Annotated in this window: 16 protein-coding genes; 8 read left to right on the top strand and 8 right to left on the bottom strand. The window is 55.2% G+C overall.

The window, feature by feature from the left end; genetic code table 11:
* Positions 1–25 precede the first annotated feature (25 nt).
* From argR to NTD87_RS02745, 5 genes are all read right to left on the bottom strand, one after another.
* Positions 26–1,006 (bottom strand): transcriptional regulator ArgR, encoded by a 981-nt coding sequence (gene argR / locus NTD87_RS02765; protein ID WP_262111708.1) that lies wholly within the window; start codon positions 1,004–1,006, stop codon positions 26–28.
* Between the two features lie 112 nt (positions 1,007–1,118).
* Positions 1,119–1,883, bottom strand: coding sequence for an ABC transporter ATP-binding protein (locus tag NTD87_RS02760; protein WP_262111707.1), 765 nt, complete (start codon positions 1,881–1,883; stop codon positions 1,119–1,121).
* A gap of 38 nt (positions 1,884–1,921) precedes the next feature.
* Positions 1,922–2,620 (bottom strand): ABC transporter permease, encoded by a 699-nt coding sequence (locus NTD87_RS02755; protein ID WP_019693167.1) that lies wholly within the window; start codon positions 2,618–2,620, stop codon positions 1,922–1,924.
* Positions 2,617–3,306 carry an ABC transporter permease gene (locus NTD87_RS02750; protein WP_145016252.1) on the bottom strand — a complete coding sequence of 230 codons (690 nt, stop codon included), beginning with the start codon at positions 3,304–3,306 and terminating at the stop codon, positions 2,617–2,619. Before NTD87_RS02750 ends, NTD87_RS02755 begins: the two co-directional genes overlap by 4 nt.
* A gap of 92 nt (positions 3,307–3,398) precedes the next feature.
* Positions 3,399–4,175, bottom strand: coding sequence for an ABC transporter substrate-binding protein (locus NTD87_RS02745; protein ID WP_262111705.1), 777 nt, complete (start codon positions 4,173–4,175; stop codon positions 3,399–3,401).
* A gap of 36 nt (positions 4,176–4,211) precedes the next feature.
* Between NTD87_RS02745 and NTD87_RS02740 the strand changes: the two genes are divergently transcribed.
* Positions 4,212–4,511 carry a hypothetical protein gene (locus NTD87_RS02740; RefSeq protein ID WP_262111703.1) on the top strand — a complete coding sequence of 100 codons (300 nt, stop codon included), beginning with the start codon at positions 4,212–4,214 and terminating at the stop codon, positions 4,509–4,511.
* A 384-nt stretch (positions 4,512–4,895) separates the two neighbouring features.
* On the opposite strand, the gene acs is transcribed toward NTD87_RS02740, so the two are convergent.
* The gene (gene acs / locus NTD87_RS02735; RefSeq protein WP_262111702.1) at positions 4,896–6,851 is read right to left on the bottom strand and encodes an acetate--CoA ligase; all 1,956 of its coding nucleotides are present in this window, start codon (positions 6,849–6,851) and stop codon (positions 4,896–4,898) included.
* A 415-nt stretch (positions 6,852–7,266) separates the two neighbouring features.
* On the opposite strand from acs, the gene NTD87_RS02730 reads away from it, so the two are divergent.
* From NTD87_RS02730 to NTD87_RS02700, 7 genes are all read left to right on the top strand, one after another.
* Positions 7,267–7,530, top strand: a complete 264-nt coding sequence (locus NTD87_RS02730; RefSeq protein ID WP_262111701.1) for a DUF2790 domain-containing protein — start codon at positions 7,267–7,269, stop codon at positions 7,528–7,530.
* Positions 7,531–8,193: 663 nt separating this feature from the next.
* A complete protein-coding gene (locus NTD87_RS02725) occupies positions 8,194–9,441 on the top strand; it encodes a ribonucleotide-diphosphate reductase subunit beta (protein ID WP_262111699.1) in 1,248 nt (415 codons plus the stop codon).
* A 134-nt stretch (positions 9,442–9,575) separates the two neighbouring features.
* Positions 9,576–10,712, top strand: a complete 1,137-nt coding sequence (locus NTD87_RS02720) for a DNA cytosine methyltransferase (RefSeq protein WP_262111697.1) — start codon at positions 9,576–9,578, stop codon at positions 10,710–10,712.
* A gap of 14 nt (positions 10,713–10,726) precedes the next feature.
* Entirely contained in the window at positions 10,727–11,962 is a 1,236-nt protein-coding gene (locus tag NTD87_RS02715) for an ATP-binding protein (RefSeq protein ID WP_262111695.1), read from the top strand.
* A gap of 901 nt (positions 11,963–12,863) precedes the next feature.
* On the top strand, positions 12,864–13,397 hold the full coding sequence (locus NTD87_RS02710) for a Bro-N domain-containing protein (RefSeq protein WP_262111694.1): 534 nt from the start codon (positions 12,864–12,866) through the stop codon (positions 13,395–13,397).
* 117 nt (positions 13,398–13,514) lie between these two features.
* On the top strand, positions 13,515–14,228 hold the full coding sequence (locus NTD87_RS02705) for an HNH endonuclease signature motif containing protein (protein WP_262111692.1): 714 nt from the start codon (positions 13,515–13,517) through the stop codon (positions 14,226–14,228).
* Between the two features lie 135 nt (positions 14,229–14,363).
* Complete coding sequence (locus NTD87_RS02700) at positions 14,364–14,756, top strand: very short patch repair endonuclease (RefSeq protein ID WP_410017450.1); 393 nt, start codon at positions 14,364–14,366, stop codon at positions 14,754–14,756.
* 304 nt (positions 14,757–15,060) lie between these two features.
* Here NTD87_RS02700 and NTD87_RS02695 read toward each other — a convergent pair whose 3' ends face one another.
* Together NTD87_RS02695 and NTD87_RS02685 are read right to left on the bottom strand one after the other, a co-directional pair.
* Positions 15,061–15,306 carry a type II toxin-antitoxin system Phd/YefM family antitoxin gene (locus NTD87_RS02695; protein ID WP_262111689.1) on the bottom strand — a complete coding sequence of 82 codons (246 nt, stop codon included), beginning with the start codon at positions 15,304–15,306 and terminating at the stop codon, positions 15,061–15,063.
* Positions 15,307–15,860: 554 nt separating this feature from the next.
* On the bottom strand, positions 15,861–19,373 hold the full coding sequence (locus NTD87_RS02685) for an alkaline phosphatase family protein (RefSeq protein WP_262111688.1): 3,513 nt from the start codon (positions 19,371–19,373) through the stop codon (positions 15,861–15,863).
* Positions 19,374–19,384: the final 11 nt, after the last annotated feature.

The following is a 19,384-nucleotide window of genomic DNA, read 5'->3' as shown; positions in this document are numbered from 1 at the left end:
GGCTCTACGACTTGTCAGAGCGAAATCAACCGCGCTCCGACGGCAACGACGACAATTCGAACGGGCTGCTGCTGCGCCGCTGGTTGCGATCTTCCCGCGGCGTGGCGCCGAAGAAGTTGCGGTAGGCGCTGGAGAAGTGCGGCCCCGAGGAGAAGCCACAGGACAAACCGATCTGGATGATCGACTTGCTGGTTTGCATCAACATCTGCCGGGCCTTGTTCAGGCGCAGTTCCAGGTAATACTGGCTCGGCACACGGTTGAGGTACTGTTTGAAAATCCGCTCCAACTGCCGACGGGACACGCACACGTGCTGGGCGATTTCGTCGGTGGTCAGCGGTTCTTCGATGTTGGCTTCCATCAGCAACACCGCTTGGGTGAGCTTCGGATGGCTGGAGCCGAGACGGTTCTGCAATGGAATCCGCTGACGCTCGCCACCTTCGCGAATGCGCTCCACCACCAACTCTTCGGACACCGCACCGGCCAGTTCAGCACCGTGATCGCGAGCCAGCACCGCCAGCAACAGGTCGAGCACCGACAGCCCGCCGCACGCGGTCAGGCGATCGCGATCCCAATCGAACAGATGGCTGGTGGCGATGACTTTCGGAAAACGTTCGGCAAAATCGTCCTGCCAGCGCCAATGCACCGCAGCGCGGTAACCGTCGAGCAGACCCAACTGAGCCAGCGGATAGACACCCGCCGACAAACCACCGATCACACAACCGGCACGCACCAATTGCTTGAGCGCGCTGCTGAGCGCTGGCGCCAGAGTGGTCGGCGGCTCATCCGCGAGCAGAAACAGTTTCTGGAAATTTTCCAGCTTGCCGGCCCAGGGCTCACCCGGCAATTGCCAGGCACCGTCGACAGGCGTTTCGGCCTGCAGGAACGACAGTTCGTAAACAACTTCCGGATGCACCCGCTGAGCAACACGCAAGGCCTCCTCGGCCAGCGCCAGCGTCAAGGCTTTAGTGCTGGGCCAAATCAGGAAACCAATTCGATGGGCAGTCATGGCGGGCAATCCGAAACGAAAACAGTGTTAAAGCCGAAGGCGGCTGCAACCAAATTAGACCATCTGGCGCGCGGTGCGCAGCATGACCTAATTTGGTGCGTAACGGGAGCGATTACTTCAGGCTGCCCGAGAGGAATTGTTGCAAGCGTTCGGACTGTGGATTGACCAGCACTTCACGCGGGTTGCCGCTTTCTTCAACCACGCCTTTGTGCAGGAACACCAACTGGTTCGACACTTCACGGGCAAAGCCCATTTCGTGCGTCACCACGACCATGGTCCGGCCTTCCTGGGCCAGTGCCTGCATCACTTTCAATACGTCGCCCACCAACTCAGGGTCAAGCGCCGACGTCGGTTCGTCGAACAGCATCACCTCAGGTTCCATCGCCAACGCACGGGCAATCGCCACGCGTTGTTGTTCGCCGCCAGACATATGGCCTGGGTAAGCATCTTTGCGATGGGACACGCCAACCTTGGCCAGGTAATGCTCAGCCTTTTCACGAGCTTCGGCCTTGGACATGCCGAGCACGTGGACCGGCGCTTCCATAATGTTTTCCATCGCGGTCATGTGCGACCACAGATTGAAATGCTGGAACACCATCGACAACCGCGAACGCATGCGTTGCAGCTGTTTCGGGTCGGCGGCTTTCAGCGCGCCGTCCTTGTTCGCCACCAGTTTCAGCTCTTCGTTGTTGAGCAGAATCTTGCCGGCGTGCGGTTGCTCAAGCAGGTTGATGCAACGCAGGAAAGTACTTTTGCCGGAGCCACTGGAGCCGATGATGCTGATCACATCGCCGGCTGCCGCTTTCAGGGACACGCCCTTGAGCACTTCGTGACTGCCGTAGCGTTTATGCAGGTCTTGGACTTCAAGTTTGTACATGCTGTCGGTTCTCACAAAAACAGTCAGTCAGTGGTATTTCAGTGCTTGCGCGGGGCCAGGTAGCCCAGCCAGCGGTGCTCGGCCATCTTGAACAGACGCACCAGAATGAACGTCATGCACAGGTAGAACACGCCTGCGGTGATGTAGGCCTCGAACGGCAAGTAGTACTGAGCGTTCACGGTACGCGCGGCACCGGTGATGTCGATCAGGGTCACGATGGACGCCAGACTGGTGGTCTGCAGCATCATGATCACTTCGTTGCTGTACTGCGGCAGCGCCCGGCGCAGGGCCGACGGCAGCAGGATGCGCTTGTACATTTTGAAGCGCGACATGCCCATGGCCTTGGCCGCTTCGATCTCACCGTTGGGCGTTGCCCGCAGGCTGCCGGCGATGATTTCAGCGGTGTAGGCGCTGGTGTTGATCGCGAAGGCCAGGCACGCACAGAACGTCGCGCTGGACAGCCACGGCCAGAGGAAGCTTTCACGCACCGCTTCGAACTGCGCCAGACCGTAGTAGATCAAAAACAGCTGCACCAGCATCGGTGTGCCGCGGATCACGTAGGTATAGAGCCAGGCACTCATGTTGACGATCGGCTGCTTGGAGACGCGCATCAAGCCCAGCGGCAACGCGGCCAGCAAACCGAACAGCAGCGACAACGCGAGCAGTTTAAGGGTGGTCACCAGGCCGCCGAAGTACAGCGGCAAGGCCTCCCAAATGACGTTGTAGTCGAAGATCATAGATCAGCCGCCCTTACGCCTACCGAGTAGCGCTTCTCAAGGTGACGCAATGCCAGCAACGAGACACTGGTGATCACCAGGTACATCGCCGCCACTGCGAGGAAGAAGGTGAAAGGCTCGCGGGTGGCATCTGCCGCCTGCTTGGCCTTGAACATCATGTCTTGCAGACCGACCACCGAAATCAGCGCGGTCGCCTTGGTCAATACCAGCCAGTTGTTGGTGAAGCCAGGAATCGCCAGGCGAATCATCTGCGGCACCAATACCCGGAAAAACACCTGAAAACTGCTCATGCCGTATGCCGCACCGGCTTCTGCCTGGCCTTTGGGGATCGCCATGAAGGCGCCACGGAAGGTTTCCGACAGGTACGCACCGAAGATGAAACCCAGGGTGCCGATACCGGCGACCAACGGGTTCAGGTCGATGTAGTCGTCATAGCCGAGCAATGGAGCAACACGGTTGAGCAAGTCCTGACCGCCGTAGAAAATCAGCAGGATCAGCACCAGATCGGGAATCCCGCGGATCACCGTGGAATACAGATCGCCCAGCCAGGCCAGCCAGCGCACCGGCGACAGGCGCAATGCGACCCCGATCAGACCCAGAACAATGGCCAGGGCCATGGACGACAAGGCGAGCTGAAGCGTCAGCCATGCGCCATCGAGGATGACAGCCCCGTAGCCTTTCAACATGATTCAGGTCCTCGAAAGTTGGGATGAAAAAATGGCGCAAACCTCAGAGATCCTGTTGCTTGCGCCATTTCGGACTTACCGCTGCGAGCTATTTACTTGCCGTAAATATCGAAGTTGAAGTATTTGTCCTGGATTTGCTTGTACTTGCCGTTCGCACGAATGGCGACGATGGCGGCGTTGATCTTGTCCAGCTCAGCCTTGTCACCTTTACGCACGGCGATACCAATGCCGTCCCCGAAGTATTTCTCGTCGGTGAATGCAGGACCAACAAAAGCGAAACCTTTGCCAGCGTCGGTTTTCAGGAAGCCGTCATCCAGCAGGGTGGCGTCTGCCACGGTGCCATCGAGGCGACCGGCAGCCACGTCCAGGTAGATTTCGTTCTGCGAGCCGTAAGGCTTGATTTCAGCACCCAGCGGCTTCAGGACTTCTTCAGCGAAACGGTTGTGAATCGAACCGCGTTGTACGCCGATTTTCTTGCCCTTGAGCTCGGCCAGGTTGTCGCTGACCTGAGTACCGGCCTTCATCACCAGACGTGCCGGGGTGTTGTAGTACTTGTTGGTGAAGTCCACGGACTTCTTGCGATCGTCAGTGATCGACATGGACGACAGGATCGCGTCGATCTTGCGCACCTTGAGTGCCGGGATCAGACCGTCGAACTCTTGCTCGACCCAAACGCACTTGACCTTCATCTCTTCGCACAGGGCGTTGCCGATATCGTAGTCGAAACCGACGATGCTGCCGTCCGGCGCCTTGGACGCGAACGGAGGGTAAGCCGCCTCGATACCAATTTTCAGAGGCTTTTCATCGGCGAACGTTGGCAGGGACAGCACGGACAGTGCCAGGGCGCCAAGAAGCACGAGTTTCTTCATCTTAGGACTCCATCGGTATAGGGCGAAAACGGCAGAGTGAGCGACAGCCCAATATGCGAATGGGTGGAAACGGAAGCGGCGCTGCATCGTGGGAAACCGGTGCTGAATTCAACACTGATTTCAACGCCTGATTTCAACGCAGGCGACGACGAGCGAGTGATCGGCATTCTAACGACAGGCCCGAAGCCGATATTTCTTCAATGCGACAACAAATTACAGAAGCACCGAGAAACCCGACCGAGCACATTGACAGCCCTTGAAGTTTATGCAAGAGCAAAAGACAGTGAACCGATCTATGTTGCAAATAGCGGGCCTATTATTCGCAAACCCTTCTAATCCGGCAAGCGCAGCGTTATGTCTTATTTTTCAGGTGACCTGAACGGGCTCTGAAACGGGGCTTTACGTTTCCCAACGCCCCGAAATCGGGCGAACGGTTACACATTCGATAGCGCCGGTAACATTCAGAAACATCGCACCGTCAAATCGATATTTATTCGCCCGAGGTTTGCGGGGGCCTGACAGGACGCCATCGCGAGCAGGCTCGCTCCCACATTTGACCGAGTAATTGCACAGATTTTTCACCCTCCACAAATCCCCTGTGGGAGCGAGCCTGCTCGCGATGAGGCCGGCCCAAGCAATAGAGAATCCAAACCTGATCACCACAAAAAAGCCCCACCAGGCTCAACACCGGGCAGGGCTTCGATGACTCAAGAACGGCCGTTAAGCGACGCTCATGGTCTTGTGCGTATCAATCAAATGCTGCACCACACTTGGGTCCGCCAAGGTGGAGATATCCCCCAACCCGTCGTATTCAGCCGTGGCGATCTTGCGCAGGATACGGCGCATGATTTTCCCCGAACGGGTTTTCGGCAGGCCTGGCGCCCACTGGATGACATCCGGCGAGGCAATCGGGCCGATCTCTTTGCGCACCCAGTTTTTCAGTTCCAGACGCAACGCTTCGCTCGGCTCTTCGCCACCGATCAGCGTGACATAGACGTAAATGCCCTGCCCTTTGATGTCGTGCGGCACACCGACCACCGCCGCTTCGGCGACTTTCGGGTGGGCAACCATCGCGCTTTCGATCTCGGCCGTGCCCATGCGGTGGCCGGAAACGTTGAGCACGTCATCCACGCGACCGGTGATCCACCAATAGCCGTCTGCATCGCGACGCGCACCGTCGCCAGTGAAGTACATGCCACGGAAGGTCTTGAAGTAGGTGTCAACGAAACGGTCGTGGTCGCCATACAGCGTGCGCGCCTGACCTGGCCACGAATCGAGAATCACCAGGTTACCCTCGGCAACGCCCTCGATGATGTTGCCCAGGTTGTCCACCAGCGCCGGCACCACCCCAAAGAACGGCCGCGCCGCAGAGCCAGGCTTGAGCGCGTGCGCACCCGGCAGCGGGCTCATCAGGGTCGCGCCGGTTTCGGTCTGCCACCAGGTATCGACGATCGGGCAACGGGATTGGCCGACGTTCTTGTAGTACCAGTCCCACGCTTCCGGGTTGATCGGCTCACCCACCGAACCCAACAGACGCAGGCTGCTGCCATCAAAGCCTTCAACGGCGGCCGTGCCCGAGGCCATCATGGCGCGAATCGCGGTCGGCGCGGTGTAGAGGATGTTGACCTTGTGCTTGTCGACGATCTTCGCCACCCGGGTGATGTCCGGGTAGTTCGGCACACCTTCGAACAGCAAGGTAGTCGCGCCATTGGCCAGCGGGCCATAGACGATGTAGGTGTGGCCGGTAACCCAGCCGACGTCGGCGGTGCACCAGTAAATTTCGCCCGGACGGTAGTCGAACACGCGCTCGTGGGTCAGCGCGGCGTAGAGCAGATAGCCGCCAGTGGTGTGCTGCACGCCCTTCGGCTTGCCGGTGGAGCCCGAGGTATAAAGGATGAACAGCGCTTCTTCGGCGCCCATCTCTTTCGGCGCACACACAGTGCCCGCGACTTTCATCAGGTCTTCGTACCAGATGTCGCGGTGCGGGTTCCACTTGATGTTGCCACCGGTGCGCTTGCACACGATGACCTTCTGGATGCTGCTGGTTTCCGGGTTGGTCAGCGCGTCATCGACGTTGGCCTTGAGCGAGATTTTCTTGCCGGCACGCAGACCTTCGTCAGCAGTGATTACCACTTTCGATTTGCAGTCGATGATCCGACCAGCCAGGGCTTCCGGCGAGAAGCCGCCGAATACCACCGAGTGAATCGCACCGATCCGGGTACAGGCCAGCATGGCGACCACGGCTTCGGGGATCATCGGCATATAGATAGTCACCACGTCGCCGCGGTGCACATCCTGACCGCGCAAGGCGTTGGCGAACTTGCAGACTTCTTCATGCAGCTCGCGATAGGTGATGTTGCGGCTCTCGGCAGGGTCATCGCCCTCCCAGATGATCGCGATCTGATCGCCGCGCTCGGCGAGATGGCGGTCCAGGCAGTTATAGGAAACGTTCAGGGTGCCGTCGGCGAACCACTTGATGTCGACATGGTGATCATCGAAGGAAGTCTGCTTCACCGTGGTGAAAGGCTTGATCCAGTCGAGGCGCTTGGCTTGCTCGCGCCAGAAGCCGTCGGGGTTGACGACCGACTGCTGGTACATGGCCTTGTAGGTCGCCTCGTCAGTCAGCGTGTTGGCCGCAACCTCGGGACGAACGGGATACAGGGAAGCCGCACTCATCTTTCTTACCTCGGTGGAATAGTTGTTTTTGTATGACCCCGTTGTAGCCCGAGGCGAGCCTATAGAACCATTCGACGATGGTAGTAACAAGCCCCTACAAAACGTCGCAATTACCGACAAAACCGCTCAGACCCGCCGGTTTCAGCGGGTTTCAGCCGTTTTTCGAAAGGTGATTATGGAGTGTACGAGGTCGTTTTTACGAGATTATTACAGGATATGCCAATAGTCTTTATCAAAAGCACACCTATATACGTGCAACTCGCACGCCTAAAATCAGCCTCGCCAACAAGGCAACGTGATTAACCCAGTTGCAGCCCCCACGAAGGCAGTTAATCCAACACTCAGTAATCAAGTTCCACACGCAACCCCAAAAAGGTTGCGTGACCCCATTCGACCTCAGAAAGGTAAAATTGAAATGAAAGCTTTATTGGTTCTGGCCCTCAGCAGTCTGTGCGCAACCGCCATGGCAGACGAGATCCCGACTGATGTTGCCAACAACACCGTACCGGTAGAGGAATACACTTACTCGACTCACCTGGACATCGCCAAGGTAGTTTCCATGAGCGAAATTCCCGATGTTTGCGAAGTTGTACCGGCCCGCATGGAATATGAAGACTCGAACGGCCAACGGCATATTCTGCGCTACAGCGTGATGGGTAACGGCTGCTCTAACGGCTGATCATCAACGCTGACGTCTTGCCCATTGCCAACCCGACATCACCGCCCGACCTTCGTCGGGCGTCGTTGTGTCTGGAACCACAGAAACCCGAACCAAAACACTACATGTAGTGTAAATAGCCGTTTTTGGTTGTTTTTTGAACAGAAAAGCCTCTCAACAATTTCCGCTCAACACTGAACACAATCCTGCCCACCCCCACACCCTATCTCCCCTGTAAGTCCCGGCCCATCAGGCTTGCGGCGTTTTGACAGCAAACACCGACGCCATAACCTCTCCCCTGTCGCTAAAAATCGCCAAAAAAAATCTTGATCGGCCAAAGCCCTGTAAACCCTTGCTCCGCCTTGATTACGCGGCCTGCCGAGGGTTCTCTGAGCCATTTCGTCGCACCACAACCACGAAAAAACACCTATAATGCGCCCGTAAATCGGGCCTGCAACATCCCCTTACAGGAGGATGCAGGACGCTGAGGCCACCGCAGGAGCTGACGACGTTATCTCCGCCCTTAGCGACTTCAGGACACCCGTACACATTTCTGTTTTTTGCCTGCGTATTGCTGCAACAAACGATTCCTTTTAGAGACAACGCGGCCACCGGGCCGTGTGAAAAACCGACCATCAGAGTTTTCACACGGGCGACTGGCCCTCACGCAGGAGACGACACGTCATGCTGAGCTGGGACGAATTCGACAAAGAAGACGGCGAAGTTGTCGCCAAAGGCGCCAATGCTGGCCACGCAACCGAAGCCAACATGGACCGCCTCGACAGCGCCGGTGGTGCTGCAGCGCTTGAAGCCCGCGCCGTAACCGCCTCCGACTCGGCTGCGATCATTCGCGCCAAAGCCGCCCTCGACAAACTCGACGTCGCCGAAGGCCTGGCCGAACTCGAAGGCGCTTCCGCCCGCGTTGCGGTCGACGAAAAGCGCATGATCAACTGCCGCGCCGACCTCAACCAACTCGTCCCGTTCAAATACGACTGGGCCTGGCAGAAGTACCTGGACGGCTGCGCAAACCACTGGATGCCGCAAGAAGTCAACATGACCGCCGACATCGCCCTCTGGAAAGACCCGGAAGGCCTGACCGACGACGAGCGCCGCATCGTGATGCGCAACCTGGGCTTCTTCTCCACCGCCGACTCCCTGGTTGCCAACAACCTGGTCCTGGCCGTGTACCGCCTGATCACCAACCCGGAATGCCGCCAGTACATCCTGCGCCAGGCGTTCGAAGAAGCGATCCACACCCACGCCTACCAGTACTGCATCGAATCGCTGGCCATGGATGAAGGCGAGATCTTCAACATGTACCACGAGATCCCATCGGTCGCTAAAAAAGCCACCTGGGGCCTGAAGTATACCCGTTCGATCTCCGATCCGAAGTTCGAAACCGGCACCGTCGACACCGACAAAGAACTGCTGCGCAACCTGATCGCCTACTACTGCGTTCTGGAAGGCATCTTCTTCTACTGCGGCTTCACCCAGATCCTCTCCATGGGCCGCCGCAACAAAATGACCGGCGTCGCCGAGCAGTTCCAGTACATCCTGCGCGACGAATCCATGCACCTGAACTTCGGCATCGACGTGATCAACCAGATCAAAATCGAAAACCCACATTTGTGGGATGCTGAAATGAAGGAAGAAGCGACCCAGATGATTCTGCAGGGTACGCAGCTGGAGATCGAATACGCTCGTGACACCATGCCTCGCGGGGTTTTGGGCATGAATGCGGCGATGATGGAAGATTATCTGAAGTTCATCGCTAACCGTCGTTTGAGCCAGATTGGTTTGAAGGAAGAGTATCCGGGGACTACTAACCCGTTCCCTTGGATGAGCGAGATTATGGACTTGAAGAAAGAGAAGAATTTCTTTGAGACTCGGGTTATTGAGTATCAGACTGGTGGGGCTTTGAGCTGGGATTGATTCTTCGCTCAACAATGCTCCCCTGTACAAAGCCTCGCTATTGCGAGGCTTTGTACATCTGGAGCAATTCAATAAAATCAGACTTAATCTTCATATAGCTTAAATCAGTAAAGCCTTAAAAATTAGGAACATACATGCCGTCGACAAAACCTACTATTATTGACCTATTCTGTGGCTGCGGCGGGCTTGGATTAGGTGCCGAACTAGCAGGTTTCCATTCCCTAGCGGCAGTGGATATTGACCAAGACTTACAATCTGCCTACCGTCTAAACTTTCCAAACACCAATGTTATTCAGGCAGATATTGGCCTGCTCGATAGACGCTCGTGGAAGGAAATAATCGGCGATATTCGCCCAGATGGAATAATTGGCGGCCCACCATGCCAAGGCTTTAGTAGGATTGGACGGAGACAACCCAATGATCCCCGCAACAACCTAATAGGTCATTTTTTTCGTCAGATAAACGAGTTACAACCATATTTTTTTCTTATGGAAAACGTGGAAGGAATACTCGACGACGGGAACAGGGAGATTCTTGACGCAGGCTTAGCAACCGTTCCTGGCAACTATAAAATATTAGGCCCAGTTCGAATAAACGCTCTTGACTGCGGGGCCGCCACCTCACGAAAAAGAATTGTGATAATTGGCTTTGATCCGGCCTATGTTGGAAACATCGAACTTCATTCATTGCTAGAGGAAATCAAGCACCCTCCAACCACCGTTAGAGAGGCACTTATCGATTTACCTCCTCCGACCTTTGAAAAATCCAACTCTAAAAACGACTACACATGGGCTAAGTACCCAAGCAGAAATTTAATCTCAGATTACGCTAAGCATTTGAGATCATTACCACCCAGCGGACTCGGTTCCCAGTTAGCAATCGACAGCTTACTACTAGGGAAAGTTTCAGGTCTAATGGGAACCAAACATACAGAAGTAGTAGTAGATCGCTTCCTGAATACAATTCAAGGAAAGATTGAGCCAGTCAGCCGCTACCCTCGCCTGAACTTAAATGGTTTTTGCCCTACACTTAGAGCCGGTACAGGCAGTGACAAAGGCAGTTATCAAGCCATGCGCCCAATACACCCAACAGAACCACGAGTTATTACAGTAAGAGAGGCCGCTCGTTTGCAAGGGTTCCCTGACTGGTTCTTGTTTCACCCTACTATCTGGCACTCTTTCAGAATGATCGGAAACAGCGTATCCCCAATAATGTCAACACAACTTCTAACTGCCATCCGTAAAAAACTCGAACGAAAGCTAGCCGCTTAACGGGATAATGACAAATGACAATCGAAGACAATGAAGTCAATATTAGTTTTGCCTCAGATCCTGATTATGTAATAAAAGGACTTACGTCAGACGTAACCACAATTGAATGTATCTATGACCTTATTGACAATTCAATTGATGCAGCTCGTAACTCTCTTCTAAAGTTTGACACACAGAAAGATAAATTTAGCTTACCTGCATCTTACAGCGGATACGAAATTAAAATATCCATCAACAACAAAGACATAGCCATTCACGACAACTGCTCCGGCATAGACGAAAACACTCTATCCAAAAAGACTTTCACCATTGGAAGCAGATCTCAGCACCCGTATGGAATAGGGCACTATGGCGTCGGATTAAATCGCGCAATATTCAAACTTGGCAGCCGAGTAAACCTGACAACGGATGATGGCAGAGATCAATTTTCCCTGTCTTTTTCCGAAAACGAAGTCCGAAAAGCAGTAGAAAACACTTTAACAATAAAAGCAAAGCGCCTTAAAACAACAAATGAAAAATTTAACATTATAAAGATTAGCGACATACATAGAGAAGTTTACTCTGACTTAGGCTCGGCAATCTGGATAAAATCCACCACCGACGAAATCAGGAAGAGATATGGCATCTTTACCGCCAAAGGTTTAAAAATTTTCATCAACAATGTTCCTATCGGCACCTTTGGACCAGAAATACGCAATCCCGACTTTCTAAAAAAACGAGAGAAAACTTTGCTCTCGGAATCTGGCGTAAACATATACATGGAGGCAGGTCTTCATCAAGACTATCGCATAAAAAGCGTTGATGCGGATTACGAAGACTTAAAATCGGGGATCGCGGAACTCACCAAAGAGTATGGCTGGTATATAGTTTGCAATGATCGAATAATTCTAGTTGCAGACAAAACCAAAACAACAGGATGGACTACCAGTTGGCACAATGAATACCACGGTTTTTTAGGGTGGGCTTTTTATGTCTGTGAAGATCCGTCACTTCTTCCATGGGACAGCAAAAAAACAGGAATAAATTCAAACAACAAAGCCCATGAAGAGAGCTTAGCTTTATTAAAAAGCCTTGCCGACCTATATAGAACAGAAAATCGAAAGCTAAGAAGACCTAAGACTCCAAGTTCACCATCGGCACCGGCACCTTCTGGCACTCAAGCCCCCCCCTCTAACATTGCCTGGAGGGAAGAATGTTCGACCAACCAATTCACCTATAAAGCCTATGCAGGGAAGCTCTCCAGACGCTAAACCCGGTAACGAAAAGAACACAATACACACAAATGACATGGATTACTTAATCTATGAAATCAATACTATATCCAGCTCCCCTCGTATAACCTCCTTGCTACGAGAAGCCAAAGAAATATCGATAAAAAAGTTTCCTTACACAGCAATTGTACTGCTAAGAGTTCTATTCGAATGTGCCATCCGTGAGTTTTCAATTAGACATAAATTCTACAGCGAAATTAAAGAGTCATACTTCCTAGAGCAAGATTTCGCAGATAGAGCCCTCACAGAAAAACAAAAAAAAGACTACTCTCCTAACTTACAAAAGATGATTAGCTGGCTGTTACAAAACACAGAAAACTTACCTGGCGATCATAGACGCTCATCAGCACTATCTCTAGGGAAGTTCAAGAAAGACCTCACGACAATAAATGGAATAATACACGAAGACGGCGTACTAACCGATCATACGGAAGTAAACCAAATACGAAACAACGCTTACAAAGCGCTTCAGACCCTCTTAGAAAACTAACTATTTCTATTATGAGGTGGGCGGCCCATAGAAATGTCGTCCACCTCAATGCTGCAACAAGGCTTTAACCTTGTCACCAAGCCTTCCTGGAAAATTCTTACTAGAAATTATTCCTTTTCCTAATTGACCGATATCGAGTCCCTATCTAGGCTACTTGCAGGTGCCTAAGAAACGCCCAACGTAGACGCTAAGCCCCACCACACAGACATGAACCCACGTACCGTCTCAAGGTCATGCGGATTTCAAGCTGTGTATAGGGTGTAGCCGGTTGGAGTTTCTTAAGTCCACTCTCTACGTTGGGTACCTACCTTACCCAGGTTCATACGTAGAGGTCATGGAAAATGTCTAATCGATATCCGCTTGATGCACCCGTTTCTCCGGGGGCCCGCCATGTCTGATCCCTACATCCCTCTAGTCTTCTCTCGCCACAACCTCAACCTTCACGCCCTACTCCTGGAAAACCAGCCATGGTTCTGCGCACGAGATCTGGGTCGGTTAATGGGCGTCTATTTGAACGAGCGTATGGTCAGCAAGCTGGACGAGGATCAGCGGCATACGCTGACGATTCGCGACCACGGCCAACCGGAGAAGAGGCTGATGCTCAGCGAGTCCGGTGTGTATGCGTTGTTGGTGTATCACTACACGCCGGGGCATCGGTTGTTGCGCGAGTGGTTGACCCATCAGGTGGTGCCGGCATTACGTGATGCGGGGCAGTCGAAAAACACAGATCGGCCGATGTTGAGTTTGCTGGATTGGCCGGAGATGTCGTTGAGCCTGTTGCATTGGCAGGATGAGGGCTGGATTCGGTTGCGGGATATGCCTTATCTGTTGCTCAACCGCACGCGGCGGCGGGTGCCGGTGGTTAGGCCTTGGTGGAGGAAGGTGGTGGATTGGTTTCAGTGGTCCAAGACTTCGGCGGGTTAAAGCGTAGTTTCTCGCTACGGCAGTCGAGCGGAGAAATGGATTTTTCTGTAGGAAATTTCGTAGACGGAGTAGTGGCCACTCAGTATCGTCCGAGGGTTTTCAACCCTCGGCGATTGTATGGACACTGGAAAGAAGAACAGCGATTGGAGCGACTCGGAGATTAAGGCTGCGGTCGATGCCTATTTGAAGATGCTCGATCTAGAGCAGAGCGATCAGAAGTTCAACAAGGCCCTTGAGAATCGCCTATTGCGTCAAGGTGCCTTAGCGAGCCGCACCAAAGGTTCTGTTGAGTTCCGGATGCAGAACATCTCCACCGTCCTGGAGCAGATGGGCCGTGCTCGCATCAAGGGATACAAGCCAGCCAAAAATGTAGGCGCTAATGTTGAACTCAGTATTCGTGCAGCGCTTGCCTCTGAAAGTGTTGTGACCGCTGACGTCTTTGCCCCCACAGCCGATGAGGAAACACTAGAGTTACGAGCCTCTATACTTCAGAAACAACCGCTTAAGGGTCAGCCAAAGGGAATTTTGAAACCAAAGCAAGGACTCACCACCAACACGTCTTATGTACGCGATCCAGAGGTGAGAGCCTGGATTCGGAATGAGGCTAACGGCACCTGTGAAGGCTGTGGCCAGCCTGCTCCGTTTGAGAAAAACGGATTGCCGTTTCTTGAGGTGCATCACGTTAAGCATTTGGCACAGAATGGTTCGGATCGTATTAGTAATGCGGTCGCGCTGTGCTCGAATTGTCATCAGCGTTGTCACCATTCGAGCGACAAGGACGAATTCACGCTGTCGCTTTACAAGAAGGTGGCGCGTCTGATTACCGAATAACGAGGTGAAGCGAAATCTTCGTCGAGACGACCCGACGACGAGATCTCGACCTGTAAAGGGTGATCAAAATTCATATGCTGAATTACCAAATAGGTAACCAGAGTGGATGTCGTAGACCAAGCGACTCGATCAAGAATGATGTCAGCCGTTCGGAGTATAAACACCGGTCCTGAGCTCGTGGTCAGGAGGTTCCTACACGCTCACGGCTATCGATTTCGGATACATAAAAAAAACCTACCTGGAAAGCCAGACATTGTATTGGCCAAATATCGGGTCTGTATCTTTGTCCATGGATGCTTTTGGCATCACCATCCAGAGTGTCGATATGCTTCGACCCCAAAGACCAGATGTGAATTCTGGAATGAAAAGTTTTCACGTAACGTAGCTAGGGATATTGAAAACGTTGAGGCGTTGGAGGTTCTGGGCTGGCGAGTTCTAATCATTTGGGAATGCCAGCTCAAAAAGGGCCAAGACACGCTTGATCAACTGCTTCAACAGCTACGCTCTAAAAGCCATGCGGTGCTGTAGCCGTCGTGATCAACCGACACTCAATCATCGGTGGATGATCCGTTCAATCAACGTCAATCCTGGTGGCGGAAGGCGTCACGGGTGCTGCGAGGGTTTTGATTATTCGTAGCTGAAATGAAGAAATCCGTTGCCTGAAGTTCGGGCGGCGGATTTTGTTTATGTGACATATTTACCGACGCCATCGCGAGCAGGCTCGCTCCCACAGGGGATCTGCGGCGGGTTTGGAAATCTCAGTGTTCCGCCCCCATCACAATCGTGCCGAAACCAGCCGCACCCCATACTGCGGAATAATCCCGTCAGCGCCTCATAGGCTGCCCTCAAATCCTTCGATGACGTCCTCGGGCGTCTTGTCAAAATCCGCAGACATCCGAATTTTCCCCTTCAACCGCCCAGGCTTGCGTACCCGAGGCGTATCGACATGGGGCAGCAGATCCAGATAAGGCTTGCCGGCCTTGGTGATCACAACCTTGTCGCCATGCCATGCACGCTCAGCAAGTTGGGAGAGCTGGGATTTTGCTTCGTGCATGTTGACTTGTACCCGTTCAGTCATATGACACCTCCACAGAGTTAGCCAAGCTAGCCGAAGCCGTAGATTTTCGATAGGCAAGGTGTTGAGCTGACCGTCTGTCAAAAATGACTTTTCAAGACCGCCGACTGACGATGAAGCAATTTGAACTGTTGTGCTCTGCCCCAAGTGCCATCGACGTTGTCACCATTCAAGTGATCGGGAGGACTACACCGCTTCGCTTTATACAAAGGTGAAACGGTTGAATCCCGAATAATCGAGCAGAACAAAAAACCGTGGCGAGGGGGCTTGTCGGAACGCCGCACCGCCCCGTTCGGCTGCGCAGCAGTCGTCAATCCGCACAATTCAGTTTGTCTGATGCTCCCGGGTTACAGAATTTGGGGCCGCTTCGCAGCCCAACGGGGGCAAGCCCCCTCGCCACAAGATTGGTGGCTGGCTTGATTGTTGTGTTGGTTTTGCGAATCGCGAGCAGGCTCGCTCCCACAGGGGATTGGCGGCGGGTTTTGGAATTTCGGTGTTAATAGGGCCACAGGATCATCCAGCGGCCCTTTTTCTTTGGCTGTAATTCAGCTAAAGCGTCACTTCCCCAACCCACTAATCCGCCACGGGCACACCGCTTCCCTCACCCCGCTCGGCCCAACAATCTCCGGTGTTTGCCCCAACGATCTCGCGCTCAGCACTTTGCCCACCTGTGCAATCAACTGATCAAACCCCAACGTCGCATTCTCCTGCTGCAACTTGCGCAGTTGCTCTATCACGGCGTAGGTGAAGGCGCCGTAGCTGTTGGAGCCCACCTCGTATTCGCTGGCTTTCTGGTTTTCCCGGGCGGCGTAGAGCATCAGCGGCATGTAGGGGCCGTGGTGGCCGTAGAGTTCGCTTTGGTGCAGCAGTTGGGATTCTTTCTCGGGGCGCAGGCCGGTGGCGGCGCCTTGGGTGCTGCGGGTGCGGGTGAGTAGGCGCGATTTGTTGTCGTGTTCGCTGAAGTCGCGGCCGTCGCTGTCGGTGGCGTAGAGTCGGCGGTCCCAGTCGCCGGCGTAGGGGTCCCAGCGCAGCATGCGGTGGCGGATGTCGCTGGGTGGGGTGATGCCGCGCACGCGGCCGTTGCCGCGGCTCATGCCGCCGGCGTAGCAGCAGTCGAACATGACGGTGAGTTTGGCGCCGTGGCCGCTCGGGTCGAACGGCAGGTGGCTGTAGAACTGGCGGAACAGTTTGTCGGTGAAGTGGGTGTTTTCGTCGTCCCAGTTGAAGTCGTAGAGCACCAGGCTTTCGTCCATGCGGTCGGCTTCGCCGCTGCTGCTGTAGGCCGGCAGTTGGGTGCCGTGGCCGGAATAGAACAGTACTCGCTCGTCTCCGGCGCGGGCGCCTTCCACCAGCCATTCGAGGCGCTCGACAAAGTTCGCCCGGGTCGCTCGGGCGTCGTGCAGCAAACGAATGTCGCCGGCGTCGTAGCCGCTTTCCTGGAGCATGCGGCTGATCAGGTATGTGTCGTTGATACAGCCGTCGAGGCGTGCGCTCGGGTCGGGGTAATCGTTGATGCCAACCACTAGAGCGCGGCGTTTGCATTGGCCGCTGCGGGACAGGAATGCCGGCACCTCAAGAGCGCGGGCCGCCACCACGTCGCGGGCCAGTTGTGGCCAGAGGCCGGTTTGGCTGGTGGGTGACGACAAGTACGCCTGGGCGGCGTGATTGAGGTCAAGCAGGTCATCGCGCAGCGGCACGCTGAATTCGGTTTGCAGGTCGACGCGCGCGGAGTCCGGCGAGGTGATCGGTCGGGTCAGCAGGCCGTCGTTGGGGTTGTAGAGGTGGAACCAGCGGCGGATGCCTCGACCGTTTTCGCTCAAGCGCATGACCCGCCCGCCCCACACTTCGCGCATCACCAGCGGCAACGCGATGGGTGAGCCGAAGCTGACGAGCACCCGGCCGTCGATGCGCTCCAGTGCCGAACCTTTTTTGGCCACCGAACGGCGCAAGGCGTCGTAACCGATCAGGCTGCCCAGCCCTTGGGCGAAGATGATCTGCGGGTCGAACGCGTCGATCTTCGCCAACAGATGCTGGGTCAGTGCGCTGCGCAACTCGGCGTCTTCGATCCATTGCACGATCGCGCCGACGGTGGTGCGCAGCATCTGATTAACCGGCAGGCCCCAGCTACCAAAAGTGGCCTCGTCGGCCTTGTCACTGGCGTCTGCCCGCAGCATCGCCAGGCCTCGGGTGATCTGGGCGAAGTCCGGCCCATTCTTGAGTTGGTCATCGAAGGGCAGAAAATCGATGTCCTGGTCATCAATGACGCGACCGTTCTGCGCCAGTTGGCTGCGAATCAGCGTGCGCCATTGTTCCTGCCAGTTCGCGTCGGTGCTGCCCTGCCCGTTGGCGGCCTGTGTGAATCCCACACCGGGCAGGCACAGGACTTTCAGTCGAGCAGGCGCAACACCCGGCCCCGGTTCTACCAGGCCTTTGCTGGCAGGCTGCGCAACGGCTGGCGCTCCGGGGGGTTGGCTGTACGCGGTGACCATCAGGTCCTGCAAACGCCGTAGTTTCGCCTGCAGGTTGTCTGCACTAGGCGCCGCAGATGTGGGGATAGTCTGGCCGGGATCAACCAGTGCACGGGTACGGTTGTCGAGGAAACTGCTGACGCTTTGGGCGCTGTTCTTCCAGATCTGCTCCGGGTCAAGACCATCGAGGTAACCGGTGGCGCTGTCCACCACCTGCCGGCTTTGGGTCGCCAGTTCGGACTCGATCAATGGCAGCCCGGCGCGGCTTGGCACGACGGTGGCTGCCAGTTTCGGCGCAGGGGTAACGGTTGCGGCAGTGCGCCAGATCTGCGCGTTGCCGAAGTGCTGGGCAGCCACCACCCGTGGGCCAAGAGCGCTGCGCGGCAGTTGGAAATGATCGCAAAGAAAGGCCAGCAGACTGGTGTGATCGTAATGCTGCGCCTGGAGGCTGTCGGTCCAGGGAATCAACCCCGGATTGAGCCATGGCGAGGCGAGGATCGCCGGAACACGAACGCCGAGCCGGGTGAAGGGGTTCGTCCAGTCGACATCGACCGTTGAACCGGTCGCCACGCAAGTCGGTGGCACCACATGGTCATGGAAACCGCCATGTTCGTCGTACAGCAGCACGAACAGCGTCTTGTTCCACAGGTCTGTGTTGGCCGACAAGGCGTTGAACACTTCACCGACAAACTGATCGCCAAAACGCAGGTCTTCCGGTGGATGGTGCGACACGTTGGGCCCGAGCTTGCCGTTGAGCAGGCCATAGCTCGGCTCGACCCAGGACAGCTCCGGCAGTGTGTTACCGGCGACATCCGACTTGAAGTCGTCGATGCTCAGGTGCTGCAAACCACCCTTGACCAGCGCCGCCAGCGGGATGGCGCCGTCGGAGTAAATGCGCACATCGTGGCCCTTGTCCCGCAGCAGCGAAAAAATGCTGTCGCCACCAAACTGCGCAATCAGGCTTTTGATACCAGCCAGCACGGTGCCGGTGGACGGCATCAGCAAGTGGCCGTTGCAACTGCCGAGCATGGCGAAAAAACGGTTCGGCCAGGTCGGGCCCGGCACCGAGGCAAACCAGCGGTCGCACACGGTAAAGTTGCGCGCCAGTCCCTGGATCGCCGGCAGCGGATCGGCGGCGGGCGTTGCGCCGAACGGGATGTAGTTCATCGCCCGCTGGGCCATGGATCGGGACCAGGTTTTGTACACCTTGAGATCCGTGCGAGCCTTGTCGTAAGCGTCCTGCGCAAAGCCATCGAGCTTGGGTGCGGTCAGGCTGGTCTGGAGTGACACATCCAGCTGCTTCACCACATTGACGAACTCATGGCCGAGGTCGAAACCTTCGCTGTCCTTCGCGGGTGTTGCCGGTGGTGAAGGCGCGGGCGGCGCCCACAGGGCGAAGTAATCCGTTATTTCCGCCGTTTGTGTGATCACCGTTGAGCCGCCACTGGCGTCCGTCAAAGGATTGGTGCTGGGGGCGTTACGGTCGATGCCATCGCACGCAGGATTGATACTTTTGTAATCACCCAGCAGATGATCGAACGAACGGTTTTCCATCATCAGCACGACAACGTGCTCAATCTCGGCGGGCCAGTTGTTCGACATGTTGCTCTCCC

It is taken from the genome of Pseudomonas sp. 6D_7.1_Bac1 (genome assembly GCF_025465945.1).
GTDB lineage: Bacteria > Pseudomonadota > Gammaproteobacteria > Pseudomonadales > Pseudomonadaceae > Aquipseudomonas.
This window is presented reverse-complemented; position numbering and strand designations above follow the sequence as displayed.

Coding starts and splice junctions, on each gene's coding strand:
- NTD87_RS02715 (WP_262111695.1), top strand. CDS start 10,727: ATGACAATCGAAGACAATGAAGTCAATATTAGTTTTGCCTCAGATCCT.
- NTD87_RS02755 (WP_019693167.1), bottom strand. CDS start 2,620: ATGATCTTCGACTACAACGTCATTTGGGAGGCCTTGCCGCTGTACTTC.
- argR (WP_262111708.1), bottom strand. CDS start 1,006: ATGACTGCCCATCGAATTGGTTTCCTGATTTGGCCCAGCACTAAAGCC.
- NTD87_RS02720 (WP_262111697.1), top strand. CDS start 9,576: ATGCCGTCGACAAAACCTACTATTATTGACCTATTCTGTGGCTGCGGC.
- NTD87_RS02700 (WP_410017450.1), top strand. CDS start 14,364: ATGATGTCAGCCGTTCGGAGTATAAACACCGGTCCTGAGCTCGTGGTC.
- NTD87_RS02760 (WP_262111707.1), bottom strand. CDS start 1,883: ATGTACAAACTTGAAGTCCAAGACCTGCATAAACGCTACGGCAGTCAC.
- NTD87_RS02685 (WP_262111688.1), bottom strand. CDS start 19,373: ATGTCGAACAACTGGCCCGCCGAGATTGAGCACGTTGTCGTGCTGATG.
- NTD87_RS02730 (WP_262111701.1), top strand. CDS start 7,267: ATGAAAGCTTTATTGGTTCTGGCCCTCAGCAGTCTGTGCGCAACCGCC.
- NTD87_RS02750 (WP_145016252.1), bottom strand. CDS start 3,306: ATGTTGAAAGGCTACGGGGCTGTCATCCTCGATGGCGCATGGCTGACG.
- acs (WP_262111702.1), bottom strand. CDS start 6,851: ATGAGTGCGGCTTCCCTGTATCCCGTTCGTCCCGAGGTTGCGGCCAAC.
- NTD87_RS02695 (WP_262111689.1), bottom strand. CDS start 15,306: ATGACTGAACGGGTACAAGTCAACATGCACGAAGCAAAATCCCAGCTC.
- NTD87_RS02705 (WP_262111692.1), top strand. CDS start 13,515: ATGGACACTGGAAAGAAGAACAGCGATTGGAGCGACTCGGAGATTAAG.
- NTD87_RS02745 (WP_262111705.1), bottom strand. CDS start 4,175: ATGAAGAAACTCGTGCTTCTTGGCGCCCTGGCACTGTCCGTGCTGTCC.
- NTD87_RS02725 (WP_262111699.1), top strand. CDS start 8,194: ATGCTGAGCTGGGACGAATTCGACAAAGAAGACGGCGAAGTTGTCGCC.
- NTD87_RS02710 (WP_262111694.1), top strand. CDS start 12,864: ATGTCTGATCCCTACATCCCTCTAGTCTTCTCTCGCCACAACCTCAAC.